This is a genomic window from Xenorhabdus bharatensis, assembly GCF_037996705.1.
Classification (GTDB): Bacteria; Pseudomonadota; Gammaproteobacteria; order Enterobacterales; family Enterobacteriaceae; genus Xenorhabdus; species Xenorhabdus bharatensis.
The window spans coordinates 44,962-61,267 of the sequence record NZ_JBBMXG010000019.1 but is presented as its reverse complement, the minus strand read 5'-3'; the positions used below and the strand labels follow the sequence as shown (position 1 = coordinate 61,267).

At 40.3% G+C, this 16,306-nt stretch carries 14 protein-coding genes and 1 pseudogene; 3 read left to right on the top strand and 12 right to left on the bottom strand.

The genetic code is table 11. The features are described 5' to 3' along the window. Window positions 1-221: 221 nt before the first annotated feature. From AAC855_RS16660 to AAC855_RS16650, 3 genes are all read right to left on the bottom strand, one after another. A complete protein-coding gene (locus tag AAC855_RS16660; protein ID WP_340611082.1) occupies window positions 222-647 on the bottom strand; it encodes a hypothetical protein in 426 nt (141 codons plus the stop codon). A gap of 281 nt (window positions 648-928) precedes the next feature. Continuing rightward, window positions 929-1,279, bottom strand: coding sequence for a DUF6404 family protein (locus AAC855_RS16655; protein WP_340611080.1), 351 nt, complete (start codon window positions 1,277-1,279; stop codon window positions 929-931). 74 nt (window positions 1,280-1,353) lie between these two features. Further along, window positions 1,354-2,181, bottom strand: a complete 828-nt coding sequence (locus AAC855_RS16650) for a restriction endonuclease (RefSeq protein ID WP_340611078.1) — start codon at window positions 2,179-2,181, stop codon at window positions 1,354-1,356. A 975-nt stretch (window positions 2,182-3,156) separates the two neighbouring features. Here AAC855_RS16650 and AAC855_RS16645 point away from each other — a divergent pair. Together AAC855_RS16645 and AAC855_RS16640 are read left to right on the top strand one after the other, a co-directional pair. Beyond that, window positions 3,157-3,255, top strand: a complete 99-nt coding sequence (locus tag AAC855_RS16645) for a hypothetical protein (protein ID WP_340611075.1) — start codon at window positions 3,157-3,159, stop codon at window positions 3,253-3,255. 171 nt (window positions 3,256-3,426) lie between these two features. Further along, complete coding sequence (locus AAC855_RS16640; RefSeq protein ID WP_340611073.1) at window positions 3,427-4,578, top strand: type I restriction endonuclease; 1,152 nt, start codon at window positions 3,427-3,429, stop codon at window positions 4,576-4,578. 439 nt (window positions 4,579-5,017) lie between these two features. On the opposite strand, the gene AAC855_RS16635 is transcribed toward AAC855_RS16640, so the two are convergent. Beyond that, a complete protein-coding gene (locus tag AAC855_RS16635) occupies window positions 5,018-5,347 on the bottom strand; it encodes a hypothetical protein (protein WP_340611071.1) in 330 nt (109 codons plus the stop codon). Window positions 5,348-5,413: 66 nt separating this feature from the next. Between AAC855_RS16635 and AAC855_RS16630 the strand changes: the two genes are divergently transcribed. Beyond that, entirely contained in the window at window positions 5,414-5,608 is a 195-nt protein-coding gene (locus tag AAC855_RS16630; RefSeq protein ID WP_340611069.1) for a hypothetical protein, read from the top strand. Window positions 5,609-5,877: 269 nt separating this feature from the next. Here AAC855_RS16630 and AAC855_RS16625 read toward each other — a convergent pair. The 8 genes and pseudogenes from AAC855_RS16625 to pyrD form a co-directional block, all read right to left on the bottom strand. After that, a pseudogene (locus AAC855_RS16625) lies at window positions 5,878-6,360 on the bottom strand (DJ-1/PfpI family protein); the annotation flags it as partial. Window positions 6,361-6,474: 114 nt separating this feature from the next. Continuing rightward, complete coding sequence (gene pqiC, locus AAC855_RS16620; RefSeq protein ID WP_340611068.1) at window positions 6,475-7,077, bottom strand: membrane integrity-associated transporter subunit PqiC; 603 nt, start codon at window positions 7,075-7,077, stop codon at window positions 6,475-6,477. Beyond that, window positions 7,077-8,741, bottom strand: coding sequence for an intermembrane transport protein PqiB (gene pqiB, locus AAC855_RS16615; RefSeq protein ID WP_340611067.1), 1,665 nt, complete (start codon window positions 8,739-8,741; stop codon window positions 7,077-7,079). The genes pqiC and pqiB overlap by 1 nt, the downstream gene beginning before the upstream one ends. Continuing rightward, on the bottom strand, window positions 8,728-9,996 hold the full coding sequence (gene pqiA, locus AAC855_RS16610; RefSeq protein WP_340611066.1) for a membrane integrity-associated transporter subunit PqiA: 1,269 nt from the start codon (window positions 9,994-9,996) through the stop codon (window positions 8,728-8,730). The genes pqiB and pqiA overlap by 14 nt, the downstream gene beginning before the upstream one ends. A 108-nt stretch (window positions 9,997-10,104) precedes the next feature. After that, window positions 10,105-12,015 (bottom strand): ABC transporter ATP-binding protein, encoded by a 1,911-nt coding sequence (locus AAC855_RS16605; protein ID WP_340611065.1) that lies wholly within the window; start codon window positions 12,013-12,015, stop codon window positions 10,105-10,107. Between the two features lie 4 nt (window positions 12,016-12,019). Next, the gene (gene rlmKL, locus AAC855_RS16600) at window positions 12,020-14,173 is read right to left on the bottom strand and encodes a bifunctional 23S rRNA (guanine(2069)-N(7))-methyltransferase RlmK/23S rRNA (guanine(2445)-N(2))-methyltransferase RlmL (RefSeq protein ID WP_340611064.1); all 2,154 of its coding nucleotides are present in this window, start codon (window positions 14,171-14,173) and stop codon (window positions 12,020-12,022) included. A gap of 285 nt (window positions 14,174-14,458) precedes the next feature. Further along, a complete protein-coding gene (locus AAC855_RS16595) occupies window positions 14,459-15,010 on the bottom strand; it encodes a cell division protein ZapC (protein ID WP_340611063.1) in 552 nt (183 codons plus the stop codon). A gap of 179 nt (window positions 15,011-15,189) precedes the next feature. After that, window positions 15,190-16,200, bottom strand: a complete 1,011-nt coding sequence (pyrD, locus tag AAC855_RS16590) for a quinone-dependent dihydroorotate dehydrogenase (RefSeq protein WP_340611061.1) — start codon at window positions 16,198-16,200, stop codon at window positions 15,190-15,192. Between the last annotated feature and the right edge of the window lie 106 nt (window positions 16,201-16,306).

The following is a 16,306-nucleotide window of genomic DNA, read 5'->3' as shown; positions in this document are numbered from 1 at the left end:
AGACAGGGCATTAATTGTAATTAGCCAGTCTTTTTTTAGAGGAGTACTTGCTCCAAGAAAGCCTAGAGCATTCCGGCATAGTGTGTACTTTGTCAGCACACTTAATTTGTTTAAAGAGCAATACTTCATCAAATATAAGCTGGCACACGCGAAGATAATATTCCACCAACTATAAAAAAGTCTTCCACATTATCTTTCTCAACTTATATCTTGCAACAAAATTACTCTTGCTCTTTTTTACAGTTAGTCAAATGGTGCACTACACCATCATTGGGTGGATTACCGATCGTAATCATCGCTATACCGGAATGAGGGGAAAAACCTTCACTAAACTCACCATTATCATATTTAAACATCCATTCTGACATTGATTTTTTGCCATCCGGTGTTATTGACGATGAGTTCATAGACATTTCATGTCCAACATAATCACCTGAATTCATTCCATGAATAGTCATAACTCCATTTTCAAAAGTCATTCTGGTTTTCACTGTTCCCAACGGGAAAGAATATTCACTCCCTCGGTCTACTGCTATATAATTCATTATCCGAACTATTTTACAGTTGTATACTCCATTATATTTACTATGCTCAGTATCACATCCTGTTAAAATCAACATAACGAATGTCATAAATAGCTTTTTCATCTTATCCCTTAGATTCTGTCAAAAATGGTGATTATTGACTTCTAAAAAACAATAGCCCATTACAGGGCTATATTATTACATTGAAGCTAGATTCTCTGACAGAAGTTTAAAAAACATAATCACAAATACAACAATTACACCAATGATTATTAGCTTTTTATTTTTCATTTTTTCTCCGCGATGTTTTCGGGTAATAAATTTGAGACGCAATAATATTACAAAAAAAACAGTCAACAAAAAAGCCTCGTAGGGGCTTTACTCAGACTATGGTTTACTGGCGTTCAATCTAGGCTATCCCAATCGGGTAGATCGTTGCGTTTTTTTATCCATCGATGATATATCGCTGTAAACACACCAAAAAAAAGACCGCCACCGATACTCGAAACAATAGCAGCAATAAGTGATATGTCCTCATCTCGCCAGACTAAAAACCACATAGCAACCCCCGTTACAAGTCCAAAAAATGGCCCCGTCAATATTACAATTTGCCAAAATGAGGCAAAAGGGAATGGTGGTATCTTGAAGCCCATTTTCCATAACAAACGTAGAAAAGGGGGGGCGTAATTTCTACGCTTCATTTTTTTACTTTCCATAATGGCAATAGCACGCGCTTTTCGTTGTTCAAAAGTCATACTTTTCCACCTTGAATTACGTTAGAGCCTTACAAAGATGCAAAGCCCGTAAAGGGCTTCATACACAAAGCTATTTATCGCTGAATTATGTCTTCTAAGTTACCTAAATCTTCATGATGGAGAAGAAATACTCCATGAACAGTCGCTAGTTCCCTTGCTGACCTAGTGTAACCTGCATTAGTCACTACAACACCAATAGAAGCCCCCCAATAAGCCATACCAGCAGTAACTTCTTGCACTGCTTTATTACCTACTGGGGATGAATATTTCTTGCACTGTATAGCAACACAAAGACCATCTTTTTCTGCCACTACATCTACACCCTGATCACCACTAATGGATGTTGTTCTTGCCTGCCATCCACTACTCTTCAGGATGTCAGCACAATACCCTTCATACTCAGCGGGACTCATGCGATCATTCCATTCTATTACTGGATTTTTATTCAGATAGTCATCTACTGCGGCCTCTAATGAAAAATTATATTCATCATCGATAAGACCTCTGTAGTCTCTAGTGATACGGGGTTGATAATCAAATTTCTTTAGAAAATTGCGTTTTTCAGATTCCCATTTATCAGTTGATATGTATCCGTAGTCATCAGTTGTAATTAAGAATCTTTTCTTTCTTGCTAATACTGGTAAAAACTTATCTAATTGAGACAAAAAAATCTCTAAATCTTTTCTAGCATCTTGGATGCGCCTCTTTCTGGAACTACGCTCAAGAATAATTACGGTAATATACCTTGCTATTTTCAGCACCAAATAGCCGACCCAGTATATAAAAGTAAATAGTATTACATTATTTAATATACTCTCTTTTGCCCCTTTGGTATTAAATGCGACCACTACAACACCAATCCAAAAAATAATAATAGAAGTTCTGGTTTTTTTTGATGCCACGTTATCACCATAATGAAAATAACAAATAGATTGGCGATAACCTAACAGACAGATGAATAGAACTCAATCTGAACAATTTGAAGCGCACTGCAAATTTATGTAGTAGCAATCTAGCCCGTTGAAATGCTATTTATCCGCAGGAACACTGAGATTCATTAGACTCATAAACCCACCGCTACCACAAACCACATACTCAACAAAGGATGATTATCCTTTCTTAAGTAATTTTTTCACACTTTGTTTGTCTGCGTTGCTTAATTTATCAAACCCCGTAGGTATGGCGAAATTTCATTATTCAATGATTTAAATTTAATGAGATCAATGGTATTTCCACTTTCAGAATACTGACATCCATTAATCGTAAAGAACCCTTACCGGACTCACATCCTTCAACAACCTTATCAAGGTTATTAATGCTAGCCGTTTTGGTTACTTCATTTACGGTAAAACTGGATTCTGTTAACGATGGAAATGTTATAGCTGTAAGCAATAGAGCAGTAGTAATTTTCCTTATCATTTTAGATCTTAAATCAAATTAACTTGGTTTAATTATAGCCGTTATATTGAAAGACAAAAGACATCCCTGTCCCGGTTTGCTTTAACTCATTGATGGAACGATCTGAGAGAGATGCAATCTAGCTGCTTCCCCTGCGTCTGCTATATTGCCTGTCACTATGCTGGCTATTGATGTGAATTGGCTTTTGTTTGGCGAGACTCACAAAAAAGATATAGGTCAGGTACCACCCGAAGGAGAGTGGTCAAACATTGCAACGTAGGATAGTAAAACGCCATTAGATAATGATGAAGTAGAAGTCCCTTTCTTAAAAGATATTGAATTAGCCTGCGGCAATGGAAAGTGTATTGGCGTGGATTATAATGGCTTTAAGTTGAGATCTTCTAAAGTAACATTAAAAAGAATTGGGGGCACCAAATAATGACTCTACAATTATTTGCTTTCCAGCAAAAAGTGACAGCATGGAGCCGGTTATTCCAGACGGAACCGCAATAGGAATCGATACCTCCAATAAGAGGATTATTGATGGGAAAGTATATTTAATTGAACAAGAGGCTTGAAAAGACTTAAATACCTTTACAGGCAACCGGGTGGAAAAATACTTATAAGAAGCTATAACCGTTATGAATACGAAGATGAGGTTGCTGATGAAAACCAAGTGAACATTTTCGGTAAAATGTTCTGGTATTCCGTTTTAGATTGCTGAAGTTTTAACTTACTGAGGTTATAAAATGGATAATTTTAAGATAAAAATAAAACATCATGTTGACCACGTTAAAAACGTTGGACAGCACTGCACTACCGAAGAAACAACTAAACAAGCATTGATATTGCCTTTTTTAGATATTCTTGGATTTAGTCCGTATGATCCGCAAAAAGTTAAAGCGGAGTACGGGGCTGACTTCCCGGGAGTTAAAGCAAATGAGCGAGTTGATTATGCCTTGTTTTGTCAGGGTGTTCCTGTGATGTTTATCGAGGCGAAGGGATATAGCGAAAAACTGGATAATCATTGTCCTCAACTATCTAGATACTTTAACTCCACTCCAGAAGTAACCATTTCAGCAATTACGAATGGTTTAGAATGGCGTTTTTTCACTGATTTAAAACAAAAAAACGTAATGGATCCTACTCCGTTTTTACGCATCAAAATGGATGAAGTTAGTGATGCCGATGCAAGTCAGCTTTTTCGTTTTAGGCACGATAAATTCAAGCCAGAAGCATTAAGGACTCTTGCAGAAGAAAGCGTTTATTTATCTGCCTTTACGAAAACGATTAGTGCTAGTTTGAGAGATATAGATAGTGAATTCGTGAGATATGTTGCAAGCAGATCTAACGTAGAACGCCAGCTAAATCAGAGATTTATTGAATCAATTACCCCTTTAGTAAAGCAGGCTGTTGAAAAATCTGTTAGTGCCATGGTGGTTTCCGGTCTTTCAAATAAACATACCCCAATTGATGGAGTTCAAGATGGGGTAGAGCCTCAAGAAATACTGAAAGAACCAGATGAAATAGTAGATCCAGACAATCCAAATATTGTGACTACGAAAAACGAGTTAACGCTATTTGAGAGAGCAAAATCAATTGTTGGTGAGCCTATTGATTTGCAATATAAGGATACGGAATCCTACTTCAATATTCTTTATCAGGGAAAATCAAATAGATGGTTAATAAGGTATTTCGATAAGAAGAATAATCCTTATATCCAAATTCCTATTGAATTAACTGACATATTGCTTAACGAAATAAACAGGGCTGGACTATCAGCCAGTAACTCGAGAATATTTATAGAGGCGCCTGAAGATATTTTAAGGATAACAGGCATAATACTTGATGCTTTTGAATTTGTGAAAAATGACGATAATTTTAGGAAAAAAGCCCAATAACCATAATGGCCACCACGTTGGTGGCTTTCCGATTCTCTCAAAAATACTACGCCCCAAAAGATCAATAACACTTATTTTTTATAAAGTTAAACTTGTACGTTTAAATCATCGAACAGGCAAGATGCCCACGAAGTAGCCGCCAGTGGCATATAAATAACTGGATGATTCGATAACTAGCCTGAACTTCGTATAAGCTCTTCCCCTGTATTGCAAGAGAGCTTTTCAGACAAAAGAACAAGGTAGCTACGCTTAAGAAAGGAAAAACAAAAGGGAACTAAATACCTGAGACACGATCAAAGTTTTTACTTAAAAAACAAAATAGTGGGGATACTCAGACTATGGTTACTTTAGAATAACTTTTCTGTTACATCGATGACTTTTGCCAAAAATCTATTCCCCTGTGGAAATAACAGCTCATTGAGAATAATCAGCTCAAGCATTATCGCGCCACTGGCTGTTTTCCTCGCTGATGCCAAGCCTGATAACTACTACGATGAATCCCGAACAGTTGGCAAAGGGAAATCACAGGATAATGCACTCTGAATTGCTCAATTAACGAAAAACTATTCAGATTTTTTAAGGCTTCTTTTTCTATTTCAAGGCGTTGGAATTTCCTTTTCAGTTCGCGTATTTCAATGTGCTCCGCATGATGGACGAGGCTTTGGGGGATTAACCTTGTCTCTCCTGCTTTAATTGATAAATCCATCGCAGACTGACTGACATTCATAGTTCTGGTGGCTTCGGCAATGCTGTAGTTTTGATCCAACATTAATTGGGCTGAAACTTCTTTTCATCATGTCACCTGTTGAATTATCGAAGTAAGAATATCACCTCTATGGCGGTAACTAAAATTAGGCTGCCATATCACTCCGGTGATCCAGTAAAAAGAACCAAAGAAATGGGCGATGCTTATTTTGAAGGTACTTGCGATATTGAACAGAATTTCGATAAAGCCATCATGTGGTATAAATTTTCACTCAATTATGATCGTGAATATGCGTTAAAGAGCCTTTATAACGCTTATACATGAATTTATTTTCAATAAAATGGTATCCTCATGACTCATTCCGTGGTACCACAGAATGATAAATATATACTCACAACAGCACCACAATGTTAAAGCAAAGGCAATCATGCTATAGCAAGGTCATTAGTTTTTTACAGATAATTGCATTGAACGTGGAGGTATTGCCACGTTAATCAATCAACTCTGTGGCGTATACAATACCAGCATCGGATCCCAACTTTTATTTTTGGTAATACCAATCCTGAGGAATATAAAATTTATTCCTCTTTTATTTAAGAAAATGGATCGCCATATTTATTACAGTAATTATAATAACCTACCTTGAATAGCTCGTGTTCCTTCTCTATTTCTTCTTTTTTATTGCTATATATTACTTTCAGGATTTGTTCAGAAAACTCTATTGCGGCTGTTCCATTTGCAGTAATAAGGTTTCTATCAGTGACGGATTGTTCTTTGATGAAATTTTTTCCATTTTTATACTCTTGGTATCCATTCCATAGATATTGCGAATTACCCGTATGCTGAAAATGATTTAATAAACCATTTTTAGCTAAAAAGTCTACCGCACCACAAATTGCACCAACAATAACTCCCGAAGTGAGGTAAAAAGTTATCCGGCTTTTCAGTTCGCTATTCTCTATATTCCATGAATTACCTCCAATTAAGACAAAAAGATCAATATCATGAGGGATCATAGCTAAAGAGTAGTCAATAACTGTGTTAAAGCCTCCTATTGATTTACAGGTTCCTTTGTCTAAAGAGGCGGTTTACACCAGCCATTCTTTGTTTATATTCAGTCTGGAAGCAAGATACGCACTTTCCCAATCAGCATAATCATTCAATAAGAAAAAAATGGCTTTTTTCATACATTATCCTTTCGTATAAGATATCTGGCTGGCAATAGACTGAATTAACTGGTTATAACCCATGGATAAAGTACGTACTAATTGTGCATAGCCATTTTCTGTCTGCTTCAACTCTAAGTTAAATGCCCGCTTAATCGTCTCTTTTTGATTAGATAAAACCCAGTATCCCTGAATGATAACCCGACCATCATAGCGCCCATGAAAAGCGGTTATTGTGATATCCAATATGTCGGCATTTTTTTCCAGAAGCTGGTCAGAGACCAGCCTTTGCGGAAATGCGGCACTCAACTGAGTAGTCAGAATTTGTTGTAACTGCTGTTCCAGCGGGCTAGCCCATAAATGATTCGAAGCATTAACATAGCTAACATCCCCTGTTTGATAAACAATGCTCGGTGATGCAAGGTAATCGGCAAGACTGATTTTTTTTATCCATAGTTGAGGTTCATGTTCGATATTTACCCGTTTTACCTCTGAGGATTTTGTGACAACAGGTAGTTGATAATAAGTTTTCTGCGGTTGGCTGCTACAGCCTGAAAGTAACATTCCCCCCATCAGCAAGAAACCAGCAGGTATAAAAAATGCCAATCTTAACATCAGTTTTTTCATTAATTACGCGCCTTTTTCGGTTCAGGATCCTGTGCAGTTTCCGCTTCAAATACCAATGCGTTGCTCTTATTGTTCAGTGTCTTCAATATCGGCTGCAATTCACGCAAGACCTGATCCAACCGTTGCATATTATCAACCAGTTTATTGTAAGCCTGTGAACCCGGCTGAATCCCCTGCATACTACGGTTTAATTCATTCAAGGTATTATGTAGATCTTTAGGAAGCCCCTGCGCTTCTTTGCTCGCGAGGATACGATTTAACTCATCCATCGTCTTCTTCGCTGCCTTAACGGTTTTCTGGCTCTCTTCTAATGTTTGTGTTGCCTGAATAAAGAGAGGTTCAATCGGCATTTGATTAATTTTATCCAGAGCCATAGTAACTTTTTGCTGAATCTGAGCAAGACCGCTGCTTGTGGTGGGTAAAATCTCATAACCCGCTATTTCTCTCGGGCCTTTCCATGCCTTTTCACCAGAGTAAAAATCCAGATCGATGAACAGTGCCCCTGTCAGTAAATTGCCGGATTTCAGAGAAGCCCTTAAGCCCCGGGAAATAATTTTTTCCAGCTCTTTATCGGTGTAAAAGCCATTACCAATTTCTCTCTCAAATCTTTCAGGCTCCATATGAATTAAGACAGGAATGCGGAAATCGTTATCAAGACGTTGCTTGATCCCGTCAGCGTAAAAAGGAACTTTGGCAACTGTACCCACTCTTATACCCCGAAACTCGACAGGCGCTCCCGGCTGTAGGCCTCTGATTGAATCAGAGAAGAACAGCAAAAAATCCCTGTGTTCGGTATAAAGTGAGTTCTCTATATTTCTTTCGTTATCGTAAAGCCTAAATATTTCTTTTTCTTGTACCGGTTTGCCTAAATCCCAACCTTTGGGCACATCAAAACTGACTCCTCCGGCAAATAAAGTCGATAATGCCGCGACCTCAACCCTGACTCCCTGTGATGACACATCAAAAGCCACACCACTGTCTTTCCAGAATCGAATATTGGTTGTTAATAATCCGTCATAAGGTGAATTAATGAAAATCTGATATCTGGCGAGACGGGATTTAGGATCAAAAGTACTTGTTTCTACTGAACCAACACGATAACCCCGAAACAAGACAGGATCGCCAGCGGATAATCTTCCTGCTTTTTCACTGGTTAAAATCAGCCGCATACCTTTTGCATCAGGTGAGGCTAATGGTGGTGAATCCAATAGTGAAAATTTTCTTTCTCCACTGCCTTCGCTACCGGGCTGTAATTCAATAAATACTCCCGATAACAATGTACTCAGGCCAGAAACTCCTTCACGACCAATTTGAGGTTTAACGACCCAAAACGCAGTATCTTTATGTAATAGCCGCTCCATACCATCATTCAGCCGAGCTTTGATAATCACTTCACCCAGGTTATCGCTTAATGATACTCTTTCAACCACACCAACATTCACACTGCGACTTTTTATTTTTGTTTTTCCGGCTTCAATACCTTCAGCATTAGAAGTTATCAATATGACTTCAGGCCCCTGATGGCTAAAGTGATAAAATAGTATCCAGGCACCAATAAGCACAGTAATAATTGGTACGATCCATATAGGTGACCAACTCTTAAGTTTGCTGATCTTGGCTTGAGCCAAAGTTTCTTCTTTATCCGTCACCTTATGATTCCCCATTATTCCGTAACTCAAATTTTTTATTTGCTTTGTCCCATGTCAGGCGCGGATCAAAGGTCATTGATGCAAACATGGTTAAAATCACCACTGAAGCAAACAGTATTGCTCCCATTGCGGGGTAGATACTCATAAACTGCCCCATACGTACTAATGCCGATAATACAGCGATAACAAAAACATCAATCATTGACCAGCGACCAACAAACTCCACTATTTCATAAATAAAATGCATAGTTTCAGAGTTGTATCTACCATGTCTTTTTGCATCCCAGCATAACCAGCAAATGGCAAGCATTTTCAGTAAAGGCACCATAATACTGGCGATAAAAATAACCAGAGCAACGGGATAAGAACCCGTGCTCCAAAGCAAAATAATACCTTCCAGAATGGTTGAATTAATGTCACTTCCTAATGATTGTGTCACCATAATCGGTAACATATTTGCTGGAATATAAAGTATGGCTGATGTAATCAATAGTGCCATCGTCCACTGAAGACTGTAATGGCGGCGGGCATGGCCTTTTGAGTGGCAACGGGGGCATCGATGTTTCTGCGCTGGTAGAATAGCTGTGCAGCACTGACATAGCCTGACCCCTTGAATTAGGCCGGGTTTACCCGTTTGTAGAGGAATACGTATTTTCGGCGCAGATTTTATATCATTCCAGATCCAGTACCGATCCAGACATTGAAAGGCCCTGATCTGAAACAGGCAAAAAAGACAGTAAGGCAGAAAACTGAGGCCAACCGCAATATCGCCATAAGCCATGAGCTTAACAAAACTGACTAACACGCCAGCTAAAAATATTTCGGCCATGCACCAAGTTTTCATCTGAAATAAAATACGCGCCAGCTCAATTTTCAGCCGAAGCGCCATTTTTATGTTCTGGCATAAAAGGATGATAGAAAGCATGCAGAATGCAGGTACAAGCTGCACAAAGATCAGGAAGAATACAGCTAGACTCGAATAATCCTCACTGAACATGGTCTTGGGGATTTCTGTCAGTGTAATTTCACTGACAATCCCCGCAACATTCATGCTGACGAAAGGGAACAGACAGGCGAGGAATAACATAAATAATGCACTGACTGCATAACCTGTCGGTTGATTACGTGGTTCTTTCCACTTTGCAGTCAGTAAAGTATCACATCGTGGACAAACAGCCTTTTTTCCTTCTTCCAGATCAGGCAATGCCACCAGCATATCGCATTGGTGGCATAGAACCAGCCTGTCATGCTGATGATTGTCAGAACACAAAGTGCCTCTCCCATAAACAAAATCAATGCTGCCCTTTATATCATCAGGTTGTCAGATTACCGCGGATATCGCGGCAATCTGTACACTGTCGGATATCACCGGCAAGCATTATCCATTTTTCATCATTTCCAGTTCCTGCCAGCGATCAAAAGCTTTCTCTAACGACTGCTCTTTATTTGCCAGATCCTGTAGAACATTTTGTGTGACTTCGTGTGACTGATTGAAAAAATCAGGATCACTGACCTTAGCTTGTAACTGTTCTATTTCTTGCTCTAACGTTTCCAATAATGATGGTAGTTGTTCTAACTCTCTGAGTAAATGGTAACTTATCTTATTATTTGAACGTTTTGTGGTTTCTTTAGCCTTAGCCGGCTTGCTCTCTGCCTTCTCTTTTTTTGCAGAAGACTGACGTAAAGAAACAGTTTGTTCCCGCTGTTGCTGAGCATCGAAATACCCGCCAACATAGTTATTGATTTCACCGTTGCCTTCAAAAATCCAGCATTCTGTCACTGAGTTATCAACAAACTGACGGTCATGGCTCACCAGAATGACGGTACCCGTGTAACCATCCACTAACTCTTCCAGTAACTCCAGTGTTTCAACGTCAAGGTCATTCGTCGGTTCATCGAGAATAAGCAGGTTGCTCGGTTTCAGAAATAATCGAGCTAACAATAAACGGTTACGTTCTCCGCCTGAAAGAGCCCGCACAGGTGTCATTGCGCGCTTAGGATGGAAAAGGAACTCTTGCAGATAGCCTAAAACATGGCGCGGGCGACCGTTCACCATGACTTCCTGTTTGCCTTCGGCAAGGTTATCCATCACTGTTTTGTCAGGATCAAGTGCAGCACGGTGCTGATCAAAGTAAGCAACTTCCAGTTTTGTACCACAATGAAGCCGCCCACTGTCTGCCTTCAAATCCCCCAGCATCAGTTTCAGTAATGTTGTTTTACCGCAACCATTCGGCCCCACTAAAGCAATTTTGTCACCACGCTGAATCTGAGCCGAAAAGTCTTTAACTAATGTTTTGTCGCCAATCTGGTAATTAACATTTTCCAGTTCAAATACAATCTTGCCGGAACGGGTTGCTTCCTCAACCTGCATTCTGGCACTGCCCATAACGTTACGGCGTTCTGAGCGTTCCACTCGCAACGCTTTTAGTGCTCTCACCCGGCCTTCATTACGCGTACGGCGGGCTTTAATCCCCTGCCGGATCCAGACTTCTTCCTGAGCCAGTTTCTTATCAAATTCCGCGTTCTGTAGTTCTTCAACCCGTAATGCTTCTTCTTTTCCCTCAAGGTACTTATCATAATTTCCCGGCCAAGAAGTCAGTTTTCCGCGATCCAAATCGATAATACGGGTCGCCATACTGCGAATAAATGAACGGTCATGGGAAATAAAGACCAGACTGCCATTAAAATCTTTCAGGAAATTTTCCAGCCACTCAATCGTCTCAATATCCAGATGGTTTGTTGGCTCATCAAGGAAAAGAACTTTCGGTGAACTGACCAAAGCTCTCCCCAAAGCTGCTTTGCGTAACCAACCACCGGATAGAGAAGATAGTTTCGCCTCCGCAGGTAAAGCAAGTTGCTTTAATACATCACTGATACGGCTGTCCAGTAACCAGAGGTTACGGGTATCCAATATTTCCTGTAACTCTGCCAGTCGGTTGAGGTTTTTCTCACTAGGGTCTGTTTCCACCAACCGTGAAGTATGGTGGAATGCCTTAATGTATTCCGACTGCTCTTTGACACCTTCCGCGACAAAATCAAAGACCGTACCTTCCACATCACGAGGCGGGTCCTGCTGTAACCGGGCAACAATCAGATCCTGTTCATATATAACCTGCCCGTCGTCCAGTGGCTGCTCTTTCGCCAACACTCTCAGCAGGGTCGATTTCCCTGCTCCATTGCGGCCAACCAGACATACTCGTTCATTTTCTTCAATATGTAGTTCAGTATCATCCAATAATGGCGAATCACCGAATGACAGCCAAGCACCCGATAGATTAATCAATGACATAATATTATTTTCCCTCGCCAGCGTGACGCAGTAGCCAGCAGTTGTGGATCTGGCGGTTACGGGCAAAATCCTGAGACAGGGTTTTTTCTGTAATATCTTCTGCTACCAGACCTAATTTCTCCAGTTCAGCAAAATCCATTTTAAAACCACGCTTATTATTGGAGAACATTAATGTTCCTCCGCGACGGAGTAAGCGCTTTAATTGCTTCATTAGTTCGATATGATCGCGCTGAACATCAAATGTATCTTCCATACGTTTAGAGTTGGAGAATGTCGGAGGATCAATAAAAATCAGATCAAACTGTTCGCGTGTTTGGGCCAGCCAACCCAGACAATCTGCCTGAATCAGACGATGCTGACGGCCAGCCAGACCATTTACCTGTAAGTTTTTCTCCGCCCACTCAAGGTAAGTTCGGGACATATCCACTGTGGTCGTTGAGCGCGCACCACCCAGTCCGGCATGAACTGTTGCCGATCCGGTATAGGAAAACAGATTAAGGAAGTCTTTACCCTGACTCATTTCGCCGAGTTTTTTACGGGCAATACGGTGATCGAGGAATAACCCTGTATCCAGATAATCTGTCAGGTTAACCCAGAATTTCGCACCATACTCATTCACCAAAAAGAATTCTTTCTTTTCAGCCAGTTTTTCATATTGATTTTTGCCTTTCTGGCGCTGACGGGTTTTCAGAATCAACTGATTAGATTGCAGCCCGAGCACATTCATTGTTGCGCTAATGACGTCAAACAAGCGCTGGCGGGCTTTATTGGCATCTACCGATTTAGGCGGAGCATATTCTTGTACAATAACTTTATCAGCATAACGATCAACAGCGACATTATATTCCGGCAAATCTGCATCATATAAACGATAACAATCAATTCCTTGCTGTTTAGCCCATTTACTGAGTTTCTTTTCATTTTTACGCAGACGGTTAGCGTAATCTTCGGCAATACCGCTATCGAGTGCCTGAGGTTTATCTGATGCTTGTTCATTTTGCTGAATTGCATCATTTTTTTGAATAGAATAATTCTTCTGAACACAATCTAAAGGACCATTTTTCGCTTTAAACTCGCGCTCAGCACGCAATTGCAGGCAACTTAACAACTCTGGTGAAGCGCTGAACAGGGATAAACGCCAACCCGGAAAACGGTTTTTTATGATCCGACCGAATACATTGTGCAAAGCAATCAATGCCGGTTCACTTTCAAGGCGCTCTCCATACGGCGGGTTACTTAAGATCGTACCTGTTACCCCTTCCTGCACTGGGTTTTCAAGCCTACTCGCATCGCCCTGCTGAAATTCAATCAGCTGCGAAACGCCCGCTCTGCGAGCATTTGAACGCGCCATATCCATAACACGACGATCAATATCCAGCCCCCAAAAGCGTGATGAAGTTTCCTGTAATCCTCTACGGAAACGCACCTGTGCCTCAGTTGTGACTTCACGCCAAATAGCTTCATCGAATTTCAGCCACGATGTGAAGCCCCAACGCTGACGGTTTAAACCCGGTGCGCAATCAGCTGCCATCATTGCCGCTTCAATCAACAGTGTCCCTGAACCACACATCGGATCAACCATTGGTGTTCCCATACTCCAACCGGAACGCAACACAACTGCGGCAGCCAAAGTTTCTTTCAGTGGAGCCTGCCCGGCTAAATCACGATAGCCACGAATGTGTAGCCCTTCTCCACTCAGATCGAGTGATACGCTAGCTTTTTCTTTATTAAGAAAAACATTGATACGCACATCTGGAAGTTGTTTAGCAACATCAGGGCGCTGCTTTGTTTTCCGCATAAAACAGTCAACAATCGCATCTTTGACTTTCAGTGCTCCATATTGTGTATTTCTGATTTCTTCATTTGTCCCACTGAAATGGACTGCGAATGTGCTATCTACTGAAAAAATTTCAGTCCAGTCAATAGACTGGACACCAAGATACAGATCAAGATCGCTATAAACCTTAAATTCATTAAGCGGTAGCAGGATACGGGAGGCTAATCTGCTCCAGAGCAGGCTTTTATACATCACCCGTTCATCGCCTTTAAAATGAACCCCACCCTGGGCAATCTTACAGGATTGTGCCCCCAGCGTTTCCAGTTCGTTCTTTAACAGTTCTTCCAGTCCGCGTGCCGTGCTGGCAAAGAGAGAGTTCATGTATTATTCACCAAGACTATTATTTACTAAAAAATGTACCACCAAAAAATTGCCGCCATTATAGCTAATACCAGCAACATGTCATAAGATTGCTCGCTTCAGGTAAAAATAAAGATGGAAAAGGGCCTGCTGCACAGTTTTGAAGCGTTCATATACGGAAAATTCCAACGGTTTTCGATGGTCAGGGATGAGTTAAGATTGAGAAAAAGAAACGGTCAGCCTTTAGCTGATATTGAGATCATGTGTACTGGGATCAATCATGGAGCTGGATTAATAAATAATTCTTTAAATCGCCTTATCATATATAGGAGCCTGAGTTGGTTCAGGATAAGGCATTAAACGATCGTTCATTATTTTTATCGGGTCACAGAAATTCATTACACGATCCCCGAGATCTAATTTTTGCTCTGCTAATAAACAAACACTGGCATTCTCTCCCGCTTCAGCAACCATAAATAATGCTTCTGTGCCATCGTCCTGCAAACGAACCTGAATCATTTCACCCTGTTCAGGTTTGCTTATCAAAGAGCAGATAGAAAAATACCAACTTTTAGGCATTTGTGGTTTCATAAAGCGGAAAGCAACCAATCCATTTAAAGCTAATTCAGCCCTGAGTTCTGGCCCAATATTAATACGGCGGGAATATTCTTCGAAAGTATAATAAAGCGCTGCATCATCGACAGAAAAATTAATTTCTTTCATTGTGGTGACATAAGCGGTCAACATTCTGGCAGGAAAACGAGACCGAAAAACCATACCATTAGCAAGATCGAGCATGACACGGTTATGCTCAGTATCAAAATACCAGCGCCATTGATCATCAGGCCTAATTTTCATTGGTTACCCTTTTCTGCTCAAAATCGTTTATTTGTTTAAAAATAAGCACCGCCCTAATGGGAATTTTAAAAAGTTGATAAACTTTTAATCTGTCAAACAAAATATAGACGAGTTGGGAGCAGAAATAAACCCCCAACACCTTTAATATTAACCCTTAAACACCAGATTGCAGGAAATATTCAGATATGATTAACAATATCTTTGATTAATTTCGGCCCTTTATAAATAAAGCCGGAGAATATCTGAATCAATGAAGCACCTGCTTCCATTTTTTCTCTGGCTGAAACTAATGAATCAATTCCACCCACGCCAATAATGGGAATCTCACCTTTTAATTCCTGAGAAAGACGACGAATAATTTCTGTACTACGCAGCTGCACCGGACGACCACTTAAACCACCAGCCTGCTGGTAGTGATTTAACCCTTCAATCATCTTCCTGTCCAACGTGGTATTCGTTGCAATGACTCCATCAATTTGATGGCGCATTAAACTATCTGCGATTTCTACTAATTCAGCTTCGGTAAGGTCTGGCGAGATTTTTACGGCAACAGGAACATACTTTTGATATTTTTGTTGTAGTTCATTTTGTTTATTTTTAATCGCAGACAGAAGATCATCCAGTGCTTCACCATACTGTAATGTTCTCAGGCCCGGCGTATTAGGTGAAGAGATATTAATCGTAATATAACCAGCATGAGGATACACTTTATCCATGCAAATTAAATAATCATCTTTACCATTCTCTACCGGAGTATCTTTATTTTTGCCAATATTAATTCCGATAATTCCGTCGTATTTTGCTTTCTTAACATTCTCAACCAGATTATCAACGCCGAGATTATTAAAGCCCATCCGATTAATAATGCCTTCTGCTTCCACAACACGGAATAATCTCGGTTTATCATTCCCTACTTGTGGACGTGGAGTTACTGTACCAATTTCAACAAAACCAAAGCCCATTGCACCAAAGGCATCAATGCAATCACCATTTTTATCAAGGCCGGCGGCTAAGCCAAGAGGATTCTTAAATGACAACCCCATACAAGTAACGGGTTTAGTAGCAACTGATTGGCGGATGAGGAATTCGAAAGGAGTACCGGTAACAAGTTTGAGCTGGCGAAAAGTAAGCTCATGGGCCTGTTCCGGATCAAGCTGGAACAATGCCTTCTTTAGAAGCGGATAATACATGCAATCTCCTGCGAGCATAATGACAGGTTGTGATGACTGTGAAATAAGCGCGGAGCATCTTAAAGAGATATTGTCAAAATGTAAATGTAACGCAGAAGATATTTTC

Excerpts from the sequence above, each read along its gene's own strand:
- AAC855_RS16660 (WP_340611082.1), bottom strand. The coding sequence starts at position 647 with ATGAAAAAGCTATTTATGACATTCGTTATGTTGATTTTAACAGGATGT.
- AAC855_RS16655 (WP_340611080.1), bottom strand. The coding sequence starts at position 1,279 with ATGACTTTTGAACAACGAAAAGCGCGTGCTATTGCCATTATGGAAAGT.
- AAC855_RS16645 (WP_340611075.1), top strand. The coding sequence starts at position 3,157 with ATGGAGCCGGTTATTCCAGACGGAACCGCAATAGGAATCGATACCTCC.
- AAC855_RS16640 (WP_340611073.1), top strand. The coding sequence starts at position 3,427 with ATGGATAATTTTAAGATAAAAATAAAACATCATGTTGACCACGTTAAA.
- AAC855_RS16635 (WP_340611071.1), bottom strand. The coding sequence starts at position 5,347 with ATGTTGGATCAAAACTACAGCATTGCCGAAGCCACCAGAACTATGAAT.
- AAC855_RS16630 (WP_340611069.1), top strand. The coding sequence starts at position 5,414 with ATGGCGGTAACTAAAATTAGGCTGCCATATCACTCCGGTGATCCAGTA.
- pqiC (WP_340611068.1), bottom strand. The coding sequence starts at position 7,077 with ATGAAAAAACTGATGTTAAGATTGGCATTTTTTATACCTGCTGGTTTC.
- pqiB (WP_340611067.1), bottom strand. The coding sequence starts at position 8,741 with ATGGGGAATCATAAGGTGACGGATAAAGAAGAAACTTTGGCTCAAGCC.
- AAC855_RS16605 (WP_340611065.1), bottom strand. The coding sequence starts at position 12,015 with ATGTCATTGATTAATCTATCGGGTGCTTGGCTGTCATTCGGTGATTCG.
- rlmKL (WP_340611064.1), bottom strand. The coding sequence starts at position 14,173 with ATGAACTCTCTCTTTGCCAGCACGGCACGCGGACTGGAAGAACTGTTA.
- AAC855_RS16595 (WP_340611063.1), bottom strand. The coding sequence starts at position 15,010 with ATGAAAATTAGGCCTGATGATCAATGGCGCTGGTATTTTGATACTGAG.
- pyrD (WP_340611061.1), bottom strand. The coding sequence starts at position 16,200 with ATGTATTATCCGCTTCTAAAGAAGGCATTGTTCCAGCTTGATCCGGAA.